This is a genomic window from Nocardia wallacei, assembly GCF_014466955.1.
GTDB classification, from domain to species: Bacteria; Actinomycetota; Actinomycetes; order Mycobacteriales; family Mycobacteriaceae; genus Nocardia; species Nocardia wallacei.
The window spans coordinates 7186741-7195797 of sequence record NZ_AP023396.1 but is presented as its reverse complement, the minus strand read 5'-3'; the positions used below and the strand labels follow the sequence as shown (position 1 = coordinate 7195797).

16 protein-coding genes are annotated in these 9057 nt (G+C 69.2%); 10 read left to right on the top strand and 6 right to left on the bottom strand.

Features of this window, described 5'->3' with window-relative positions:
• Nucleotides 1-7: 7 nt before the first annotated feature.
• The 3 genes from NWFMUON74_RS35785 to NWFMUON74_RS32255 all read left to right on the top strand — a co-directional run bounded on the left by NWFMUON74_RS35785 (nt 8) and on the right by NWFMUON74_RS32255 (nt 968).
• Nucleotides 8-187 (top strand): hypothetical protein, encoded by a 180-nt coding sequence (locus NWFMUON74_RS35785; RefSeq protein WP_197986940.1) that lies wholly within the window; start codon nt 8-10, stop codon nt 185-187.
• On the top strand, nt 129-407 hold the full coding sequence (locus NWFMUON74_RS32260) for a PIN domain-containing protein (protein WP_197986939.1): 279 nt from the start codon (nt 129-131) through the stop codon (nt 405-407). Before NWFMUON74_RS35785 ends, NWFMUON74_RS32260 begins: the two co-directional genes overlap by 59 nt.
• 138 nt (nt 408-545) lie before the next feature.
• The gene (locus NWFMUON74_RS32255; RefSeq protein ID WP_187685478.1) at nt 546-968 is read left to right on the top strand and encodes an HIT family protein; all 423 of its coding nucleotides are present in this window, start codon (nt 546-548) and stop codon (nt 966-968) included.
• Nucleotides 969-972: 4 nt separating this feature from the next.
• Here the strand turns inward: NWFMUON74_RS32255 and NWFMUON74_RS32250 are convergent, their stop codons facing one another.
• Nucleotides 973-1431 (bottom strand): nitroreductase/quinone reductase family protein, encoded by a 459-nt coding sequence (locus NWFMUON74_RS32250; protein ID WP_187685477.1) that lies wholly within the window; start codon nt 1429-1431, stop codon nt 973-975.
• A complete protein-coding gene (locus tag NWFMUON74_RS32245) occupies nt 1428-2042 on the bottom strand; it encodes a PadR family transcriptional regulator (protein ID WP_232110703.1) in 615 nt (204 codons plus the stop codon). The genes NWFMUON74_RS32250 and NWFMUON74_RS32245 overlap by 4 nt, the downstream gene beginning before the upstream one ends.
• A 74-nt stretch (nt 2043-2116) precedes the next feature.
• Between NWFMUON74_RS32245 and NWFMUON74_RS32240 the strand changes: the two genes are divergently transcribed.
• Nucleotides 2117-2761, top strand: coding sequence for a histone deacetylase (locus tag NWFMUON74_RS32240; RefSeq protein ID WP_187685476.1), 645 nt, complete (start codon nt 2117-2119; stop codon nt 2759-2761).
• Here the strand turns inward: NWFMUON74_RS32240 and NWFMUON74_RS32235 are convergent.
• A complete protein-coding gene (locus NWFMUON74_RS32235; protein WP_187685475.1) occupies nt 2755-3681 on the bottom strand; it encodes an NADP-dependent oxidoreductase in 927 nt (308 codons plus the stop codon). The two genes, NWFMUON74_RS32240 and NWFMUON74_RS32235, sit on opposite strands and share 7 nt — an antisense overlap.
• A gap of 152 nt (nt 3682-3833) precedes the next feature.
• On the opposite strand from NWFMUON74_RS32235, the gene NWFMUON74_RS32230 reads away from it, so the two are divergent.
• Nucleotides 3834-4715, top strand: a complete 882-nt coding sequence (locus tag NWFMUON74_RS32230; protein WP_187685474.1) for a class I SAM-dependent methyltransferase — start codon at nt 3834-3836, stop codon at nt 4713-4715.
• 4 nt (nt 4716-4719) lie between these two features.
• Here the strand turns inward: NWFMUON74_RS32230 and NWFMUON74_RS32225 are convergent, their stop codons facing one another.
• The gene (locus tag NWFMUON74_RS32225) at nt 4720-5610 is read right to left on the bottom strand and encodes a LysR family transcriptional regulator (RefSeq protein ID WP_187685473.1); all 891 of its coding nucleotides are present in this window, start codon (nt 5608-5610) and stop codon (nt 4720-4722) included.
• Nucleotides 5611-5680: 70 nt separating this feature from the next.
• Here NWFMUON74_RS32225 and dapA point away from each other — a divergent pair, with 70 nt between their 5' ends.
• Nucleotides 5681-6571: a 4-hydroxy-tetrahydrodipicolinate synthase gene (gene dapA, locus NWFMUON74_RS32220; protein ID WP_187685472.1), complete on the top strand. Its 891-nt coding sequence runs from the start codon at nt 5681-5683 to the stop codon at nt 6569-6571.
• A 21-nt stretch (nt 6572-6592) separates the two neighbouring features.
• Here the strand turns inward: dapA and NWFMUON74_RS32215 are convergent, their stop codons facing one another.
• Both NWFMUON74_RS32215 and NWFMUON74_RS32210 read right to left on the bottom strand, forming a co-directional pair.
• The gene (locus NWFMUON74_RS32215; RefSeq protein WP_187685471.1) at nt 6593-6790 is read right to left on the bottom strand and encodes a hypothetical protein; all 198 of its coding nucleotides are present in this window, start codon (nt 6788-6790) and stop codon (nt 6593-6595) included.
• 70 nt (nt 6791-6860) lie between these two features.
• Nucleotides 6861-7094: a BldC family transcriptional regulator gene (locus NWFMUON74_RS32210; RefSeq protein WP_187685470.1), complete on the bottom strand. Its 234-nt coding sequence runs from the start codon at nt 7092-7094 to the stop codon at nt 6861-6863.
• A 234-nt stretch (nt 7095-7328) separates the two neighbouring features.
• Between NWFMUON74_RS32210 and NWFMUON74_RS32205 the strand changes: the two genes are divergently transcribed.
• The 4 genes from NWFMUON74_RS32205 (at nt 7329) to NWFMUON74_RS32190 (ending at nt 9054) form a co-directional block, all read left to right on the top strand.
• Nucleotides 7329-7664, top strand: coding sequence for a DUF4229 domain-containing protein (locus tag NWFMUON74_RS32205; RefSeq protein WP_187685469.1), 336 nt, complete (start codon nt 7329-7331; stop codon nt 7662-7664).
• A gap of 105 nt (nt 7665-7769) precedes the next feature.
• A complete protein-coding gene (locus tag NWFMUON74_RS32200) occupies nt 7770-7991 on the top strand; it encodes a helix-turn-helix domain-containing protein (protein ID WP_187685468.1) in 222 nt (73 codons plus the stop codon).
• Nucleotides 7991-8602 carry a Clp protease N-terminal domain-containing protein gene (locus NWFMUON74_RS32195; protein ID WP_187685467.1) on the top strand — a complete coding sequence of 204 codons (612 nt, stop codon included), beginning with the start codon at nt 7991-7993 and terminating at the stop codon, nt 8600-8602. The genes NWFMUON74_RS32200 and NWFMUON74_RS32195 overlap by 1 nt, the downstream gene beginning before the upstream one ends.
• Before the next feature lie 68 nt (nt 8603-8670).
• Entirely contained in the window at nt 8671-9054 is a 384-nt protein-coding gene (locus NWFMUON74_RS32190) for a phage holin family protein (protein WP_187685466.1), read from the top strand.
• Nucleotides 9055-9057 lie beyond the last annotated feature (3 nt).

Sequence of the window (9057 nt, the reverse complement as noted above, 5' to 3'; positions counted from 1 at the left end):
TTGGGTCATGAGTACTACTCATGAGGAGCTGGTTCGGCTGGCGGAGGCCGTGCCTGATGATCAGGTGCCGGCCGCGGCCGCGCTGTTGCGTCAGCTGGTGCGAAAGTCGGGGCGGCGCACGTTCCGTAGTGAGGGCGTCGTGTCGGCCGAACCGGAGCCCGGCAGCCGAGCTGGCTTTTCTGCATGATGTGGCGGAGGGCGCGTACACCGTGGTCGACACGACCACCGAAGACCTCGAGCGCATTCGGGAGTTGGTCGGCAAGTACTCCGATCTGCCGCTCGGCACGGTGGATGCGTCCGTGGTTGCCGTGGCTGAACGGTTCCCGGTGACCGCCGTGGCGACGCTGGACCGCAAGCACTTCTCGATTGTGCGATCCAAGGCCGGTCAGCTGCTGTTGGTGCCGTAGCCGATAACATCATCGACATCGTGGTCAGCGGCTTGCACAGCTACGCTGGGTTGAACTAGAGGCGTCTACCCGGGGGAACGGATGAGTGGCGTGTGGCCCGCTGATTGGGATGGGCTGGCTCGGGGGATCGGGTGTGGGATGTGCGATTCGGAGCGGGGGGAATCCGATGAGTACGGCATCACTGTTTATCGCAGTCGGAATGTCGATGCGGCCTTGCAGCGGGCCGACGTTCAGCGCGGGTATACCGTGGTCATCTGGCGTGGGCGGCATGTGAACGAGCCGTACGAGTTGTCCGAGACGGAATCGGACGAGTACTGGCGAGGGGTCATGGTTGTCGCTCGTGCGCTGGCGGGGCACTATCGGCCGTTGAAGATGAACTACGAGACGTTGGGTAATACCGTCCCGCATCTTCATACCCATCTGCTGCCGCGGTATCGAGACAATGACCCCAGGCCGGGGTTGCCGTTTCCGTTGGTGCCGCAAGCGGGCGGGTTTTCGAAGATTCCCGAAGAAGCGCTGCGCGCCGACGCGGAAGCGCTTCGTCGAGTTCTCGGCTTCTAGCGCGTTATTCCTCGGGGGCCCGGTCGATTCGGAAGACAGGGCAGCGGGGGGCGGCTGCGGCGAAGGAATCGGGGTCGGGGGAGGTTATCACGCCGGTTTTGACGAAGAATTGGACGCCGTGGGGGACCTCGCGGGGGAAGGCTCGCAGGATGGGGGCGCGTTCTTCGACGGGGAGTTCGGTAAGGATTACTCGGTGGCGGCGGCGGCCTCTGGCCAGTTCGCCCCAGCCTGCGGCACGGGCGTTCTTCACCCAGTCCGCCTGCTCGAAACCACCGACGACGTAGGTGATTCCGTCCACGGTCAAGGGTGAGACCGGGGTGGTGCGCAGTTCGCCGGATTTGCGGCCCGGAACCGAGAGCACGCGCATGGTGCCCAGCGCCAATCCCGCCCGCTGCAGTGCGACGATCACCTTGTTGAACGGCTTGAGGCGGCGGCGCATCCGGTCGATATCGGTGTTGCTCATGGGTTGTTCTCCTTTTGCACTGGGCTGGAAGGGGTCTCGGGCTCCGGCCAGGCGATGTGGCCGTTTTCGATGTCGGTGGCGGTATGCCGCAGCCAGTCGATTTCGCATTCGCGCATGCGCTGGGCGTATTCGATTTCCAGCAGCACGACTCGAGGCAGAACCTCTACGGCAACAGCGATTTCCTGGGTGACGCGTTCCGCCTCGGCGGCCAGGTGATCGGCCCGGCGGCGCAGCAATGTCGCCGCCTCGGCCGGGGTGAGCACCGCCAGATGCGCCAGTCCCGCCACAAAACGCGGATACTCGTTGATCGGCTCGCCGATGAACTCGGAGATCAACTCCCGCAGCGTTTTCCGCCCGGCTTCGGTGATGGCGTAGACCGTCCGCTCCGGCCGTGCCCCGGCCCGCGACGTCTCCGTCGCCGTGAGCAGCCCGGCGCGCTCCAGCCGGGCGATGGTGTCGTAGAGCGATCCGCCGCGCATCTTCACCGTCGCCGCGATGTGCCGCTCCCGCAGCGTCACCTTCATGTCGTACGGGTGGCGGGGCCGCTCCGCGAGCAGCGTCAGCACCGCCACGGTCAGCGGGGAACTCACGGCGCGCAGCGGTCGCTCCAAGACGTCCTCCGATAGTCGAGTTCGTTTAGTCGAGTTCGACTATACACCCCAGCCTTTCCGTAGAATCCGGAGCCATGGCGTCGGCGGGATACGTGTGGTACGCCGCGTACGGGTCGAACCTGTTCGCGCGGCGGCTGGACTACTACCGCCGCGGCGGAAATCCGCCCGGGACCCCACGCACCTACCCCGGATTCCGCGATCCGACGCCACCGCGGGCCAGCCGTCCGCTCACGCTGCCCGGCACGATCTATTTCGCCTGGGAGAGCCCGGTCTGGACCGGCGGCGTCGCCTTCTACGCCGACCGCCCCGAAGCGGAGTGGCCCGCGGGCACGGCCGCGCGCGGCTACCTGCTGACCGTCCAGCAGTTCGAAGACCTACTGGCACAAGAGATGTACCGAGTGCCGGGCACCGGGCCGCGCCTGGACCTCGCCGAGCTGACCCGCCACGGCAGCACCCGGCTCGGCGACGGCCGCTACGAAACCCTGCTGCGCGTAGCGGATGCGGCGGGATATCCGGTGCTGACCATCACCTCGCCCTGGCAGCCGGAGACGGTCCGGTTGAGCAAACCGTCCCCGCGTTACCTCGCCATGCTGGCCGCGGGCCTGCGGGAATCGCACGCCTGGTGCACGGCCGAGATCCTCGCCTACCTCGCCGAACTGCCCGGTGTCCACGGCTTCTGGCCGCGCGAGGACCTGTGCACAGCCATCCGCAACTACTGACTGACCTCGAGCACGATCTTGCCGCGGGCGCGGCCCTTCTTGCTGTGCTCGAGGGCTCGGGCCGCCTCGGACAGCGGCAGGACGGTGTCGACGGGAACGGTGAGTTTTCCGGCGTCGGCGAGATCGGCCAGGGTGGTCAGCTCGGTGGCGGAGGGGCGCACCCACACCACGTGCCCGCCCTTCTCGCCCACGGTGCCGTCGGCGATCGAGGCGATGCGGGAACGGTCGTGCAACAGGTCCTGGGACACGTCGATCACACCGCTCCCGGCGAAGTCGACCGCGGCGTCGATGCCGTCGGCGGACAGCGCGCGCACCCGTTCGGCCAGGCCGTCGCCGTAGGTGACCGGTTCCGCGCCGAGGGACCGCAGGAAATCGTGGTTGCGCTCGCTGGCGGTGCCGATCACCCGGGCCCCGCGCGCGACGGCGATCTGCACGGCCAGCGACCCGACACCACCGGATGCCGCGTGCACCAGGACGGTCTCGCCCGGCGAGAGCCCCACGCGTTCCAGCGACCGATACGCCGTGAGCCCCGCGAGCGGCAGCCCGGCGGCCTGCTGCCAGGTCAGTGCGGCCGGTTTGCGCGCCAGCGTCCGGACCGGCGCGGCCACCAGCTCGGCATAGGTGCCGTGCTGCACCTCGTCGCGGCGGACGTACCCCATCACCTCGTCGCCGACCTGATACTCCGGCACGTCCGCGCCGAGCTGTTCGACCACACCGGCGACGTCCCAGCCGGGGATCAGCGGAAAATGGGCGTACATCATCGGATCGAGATATCCGGCGAGGACCTTCCAGTCGACCGGGTTGACCCCCGCGGCCCGCACCCGGATCAACACCTGATCCGGCCCCACCTTGGGAGCTGGAAGTTCGCCGAGCGTCAGAACATCGGGATCACCGTAGCTGTTCGCAAAGATCGCTTCCATATCCGGAGCCTACGCCGCGAGGTGGCCCGGACTCCGCGGGCGACGGTTCGATCCGGCAGCCGGCTCGGATAACGGTGCTGTGACGGGCGGTGGATCGAGGGGTGCCTGAAATTCGCTGGATGGCGCGGTGGGGCGCTCGTTAGCGTTCCGGCATGGCGTATGAGAATCCGCTGGCCTACGCGCTGGGATTGGAAGGGCTCGCGCTGCTGCGCGCGTTCGCGGGAGAGTACGGCCGGGAATTCACCGAGGCCAGGATCGCGGAGGTCCGCCGGTTGCTCGCGGCGGACGGGCTGGGTGACGGTATCGCGGTCGAGTACGTGAATACCGTTGAAGGCTACGGCATTTGGGCTGAGACCTACGACGGCCCGAACCCCGCGTTCGGGTTCGACGAGCCGATGGTCCGCGACCTCGCCGGAAGCCTCCCGCCGGGCATCGCCCTCGACGCGGCGTGCGGCACCGGCCGGGTCGCGGCCGTGCTGGCCGAATGCGGGCATCGGGTGCTCGGCGTGGACAGCTCACCGGAGATGCTCGACCATGCCCGAAAGCGACTGCCCGAGGCGGACTTCCGGCTCGGAGACCTGGCCCGACTACCGGTTACCGACGCCTCCGTCGACGTGCTGACCTGCTCCCTCGCGCTCTCGCACGTGCCGGACCCGCACCCGGTCCTGCGCGAATTCGCCCGGGTGCTGCGGCCGGGCGGGTATGCGCTGATCACCGACGTGCACCCCGAACAGGTGGCCCGCACCCACCTGCCGACGGTGCGCCGCTCCGACGGCACCGCGGCGCGCCTGCGCTCCTACCCGCACCGCGTCGGCGATCAACTGCGCGCCGCCCTGTCCGCGGGGTTCACGGTCCAACGCTGCGACGAGCCCGTAATGCCCCCGCCCCCAACCACTCCCGACCCCAGCACCGACCCCGGTCCCTGGGAAGTCTGGCCCTGGTCCCTCGCCGCCCTGGTCCCCGAAGCGGCACGCGCCGCCGCGGCCGGAGTCCCCGCAGTGCTCATCTGGCAGCTTCGCAGGAACCGGCCCTGACCCGTCATTCGGCCGCCTGCCTGGACGGCAGGGTCGCGCAGGAGGCGTGCAGGGCGGCGCGGGCGGCCGCGACGACGGGGTGGGAGCCCGTGCCGCGGCGGTAGGCGAGGCGGGTGCGGCGGCGGGTGGACAGGGGGACCAGTGCGACGCCGCCGGGGATGTTCAGGGCGCCCAGCTCCGGGACCAGCGCGACCCCCTGTCCCGCGGCGACCAGGGCGAGGACGGTGCCGAAATCGTCGGCGTGGTGGCGGATGCGCGGCGTGAAACCCACCGCCTCGCAGGCGCGTACGGTCATCAGGTGGCACAGCGTGCCGGGCATTCCGGCGATCCACAGCGAATCGCGGTGTTCGGCCAGGGGCTCGGGGGTCGGGGCGGCCAGGTAGATCGTCTCCTCCAGGAAAGGCTCGGTGTCCAAACCGGTTTCGGGCGCGGCGGGCACGTAGTCGTACTCCTGGACCAGCGCGATGTCGAGCGACTCCGCCCGCAGCGCCGCGGGTGCGTTCACCGGATCCAGTTCGGAGACGAGCAGTTCCAGGCCCGGATGGTCGCGGCTCAGCGCGACCAGCGCCGGGGACAGGATGGTCCGCACCGCGGTCGCGAACGCCCCGATACGCAGCGTGCCCGTGAGTTCGGTACGGCCGGTGGCCAGTTCGGCCGACGCCTGCTCCAGCACCGCGAGGATGGTCTCGGCGTGATCGGCCAGCCGGACCGCGGCGGGGGTGAGCCGCACGCTGCGCCCGGTCCGCTCGAGCAGCGGCACCCCGGCCTCCTTCTCGAGCGCCGCCAACTGTTGCGACACCGCCGACGGCGTGTAGGCCAGCGCCTGCGCGACGGCGGCGATCGTGCCGCGTTGCGCCAGCTCACGCAGCAGTCGCAGGCGTCGGACATCGAGCATAACTTCAGCTTAACCTTGCTTGCAGAAACGTGTAATAGACGTGAAGCGTGGTGACGACGAGGCTGGGGGCATGACATTCACCGGCCTGTTCGTCCCGTTGATCACGCCGTTCACCGCCACCGGCGAACTGGCGGCCGAGGCGCTGGAGGGCCTGGCCCACGACGCGCTGGACGCGGGCGCGTCCGGAATCGTCGCGCTGGGCACCACGGGTGAGCCCGCGACCCTGACCGCCGACGAGCGCCGACGCGTCATCGATATCTGCGCCGCCGTGTGCGCGCAACGCCAGGCGCCGCTGGTCGTGGGCACCGGATCGAATTCGACCGCAGACTCGGCACACGCGCTGGCCGACCTGGCACCGGGCGTCTCCGCCGTGCTGGCCGTCGTCCCGTATTACACCCGGCCCTCGGAAGCCGGTGTGGTGCACCATTTCCGGCGCCTGGCGGCCGCGAGCCCGGTGCCGGTGCTGATCTACAACATTCCCTACCGCACCGGCTGTCAGCTCGGCGTCGAAACCCTGTGCCGCCTGGCCGAACTGCCCGGTGTCGCCGGCTTCAAGCACGCGGTCGGCGCGATCGACGCCACCACCATCGCGTTCCTGAGCCGTTGCCCCGCCGACGTGGCCGTGCTGATCGGCGACGATCTCTACGCCGCCCCGATGCTCGCGCTGGGCGCCGGCGGGGCCATCCTCGCCAGCGCCAACGTCGCGCCGCGGGCGTATGTGGATATGACCACCGCGTGGCGCGACGGCCCGATCGAGCGCGCCCGGCACCTCGGCAACCTGCTGGCGCCGCTCGCGGAAGCCCTTTTCGCGGAACCGAATCCGGTGGTGATGAAGGGTGTGCTGGCCGCGCAGGGCCGCATTCCGAGCCCGGCCGTCCGGCTGCCGCTGCTGCCCGCGACCGACGCGGCCGTCGCCGCGGCCCTCGGCGCGCTGGAGCACTGCTACGCGCCGAGGGTGTGAATTACGCGCGGCGAATGAGAATCAGCGATCGTTTCCGGGATCGCCGTCGTGATGTGGGCGAGAGATACGCCAGAGAAAATCGGGGTCGTCGTCGGGTCCGATGATTCGATTCCGTTGCGCCGGACCGGCACCGAGTCGCCGCGAACGCTCCGGCCCGAACGCCTTCCAGCACAGCACCGCGACAGCTACGACCGCGATGAGTGCCAACAGGTACGTCACGTCACTCACCTCCTGCCATCGAGGGTAATCCGTGTCCGTACCTGCGGCACCGCAGACACCGGAAAGTGGGTCAGGCCCGGGTCGCCTCCGTGGTGAGCGACCGGAGCAGCTGCATCACCTCGGTCTCGCGGAAACGACGGTGTCCGCCGGGAGTGCGCAGCGAGCCGAGCCGCCCGGCGTGCGCCCACCGGGTGACGGTCTTCGGGTCGACGTGGAACAGTGCCGCTACCTGGCCAGGGGTCAGGAGGGTCTCCTGGCCGTTGACGGAACCCAACGTGCGGCTCGCCGCGGTGATCGCAGTCATTCGCAAACCTTTCCGTAATCGACAGATCCCTCATCAGATAGCGACATCGTTGCACCAAACCCCCCACGTACTCGAATGATCTAACTTTGGTAAAGGGGAAGTAATAGACAAATCGGATATACGTACGGCTTGGTAGCGGCTCGTTCGGTGCGGTCCAGCGAATTCGCGGCGACTACGGGTGAACCGGACACCGGCCGGCTCGGCCGCGCGCACTCGTCGCCTAGGCTGGTCACCGTGAGTGACGCATCTCGACCGGACGGCGCCCCGGCCGATCCCGCTCCGGCCCCCGCGGGCCGGCGGCTGGCGCGCAACCTGGCGCTCTACACCCTGGCCCGGCTGGTGCTGGTCGCGGCCATCGCCGCCGTCATCGTGGTGCTGGCCCGGCTCCTGAGCGTGGACATCCCGCTGATCGTGGCCCTGCTGTTCGCGCTGATCGTCGCCATGCCGCTGTCGCTGGTGCTGTTCAAGCGGCTGCGGGCTCGGGTGAACGAGGACATCGCGGCCGTCGACGAGAAGCGGCGCACCGACAAGGCCCAGCTGCGCGCGCGCATGCGCGGCGAGGAGCACTAGACCCGAACCCGCGCCGCGGCACTCCGGTTCCGCTGTCGGCGAACGACTTCCCCAAGATGTCAACTTGCGTTGACGTGGCCCGAGTGTCAACGTAAATTGACGTTCATGAGTGAAGCAACAACGCTGGCGGCCGCCGCCGGCAGTCCGGACCCCAAGGTCGGGCTGCGCGCGGTGCTCGCGCTGCGTCGGCTGCTCGAACGGCTGGAGGCGATCCAGGTGGCCAATGCCCGGGAACAGGGCTGGTCCTGGCAGGCGATCGCCGACGCGCTCGAGGTCAGCCGCCAGGCGGTCCACCAGAAGTACAACCGGAGAGGCGGTATCCGCTGATGTTCGAGAAGTTCGCCAAGCCGGCGCGGCACGCGGTCGTCGTGGCACAGGAGGAGGCGCGCGAATTGCGCTCTCCGAGTATCGATGTGGAGCACCTGCTACTGGGCCTCGCCGCAGCGCCCGATTCGGGGCTGCGAAAGGTGCTGTCCGACAACGGCATCACCGCTGACGGCTTGCGCGACGAGCTGCGGGGCGACCACGGGGAGGGCGGGTCCGACTCCGCGGGTGAGCCGCTGGGCGAGGAGGACGCCGCCGCGCTGCGCTCCATCGGCATCGATCTCGGGGCCGTCCGGGAGAGCCTGGAGGCCACCTTCGGCGAGGATGCCCTGGAGCGGGCGATACCCGCCGAGGAGCAGCCCCGGCGCCGGTGGTTCCCGCTGGGCGGCAGCATGACCTTCGGCCACATCCCGTTCACGTCGAATGCCAAGAAGGTGCTGGAACTCTCGCTGCGCGAGACGATCTCGGGCGGCGCCGACCGCATCGAGGCGGGCCACGTGCTGCTCGGCCTGCTGCGCACACCCAACGACCGGACCCGCGCGCTGCTCGGCGGCGAGGACGGCATCCGGGCGCTGCGGCAGGCGGTCCACGAATTGCTGGAGCGGGCGGCCTGACGACATGCGCGGCCGCGGCGTGGTCGCTACGCCCGGTGTCCGGGCGTGGCGACCATTAGCATGGCGCCATGGCCCTCTTGCTACGCCTGATCATCAACGCGGTCGCGATCTGGCTCGCCGCCGCCTGGGTCGGCAATATCGACCTGGTCAGCCCGGCCGACCAGGGCACCGGTGCGAAGATCGTGGTGGTGCTCGCCGTCGCGATCGTCTTCGGTCTGGTGAACGCCCTGGTCAAGCCGATCGTGAAGTTGCTGTCGCTACCGCTGGTGATCGTCTCCCTGGGCCTGTTCCTGCTGGTGATCAACGCCCTGATGTTGTGGCTGACCGCGAAGATCACCGAGACCACCGACTACGGCCTGCGCGTGCACGGCTTCTGGGCGGCGGTGCTCGGCGCGATCATCATCACCCTGGTCAACTGGATTCTCGGAATCCTGGTGCCGGACAAGGACTAGCGG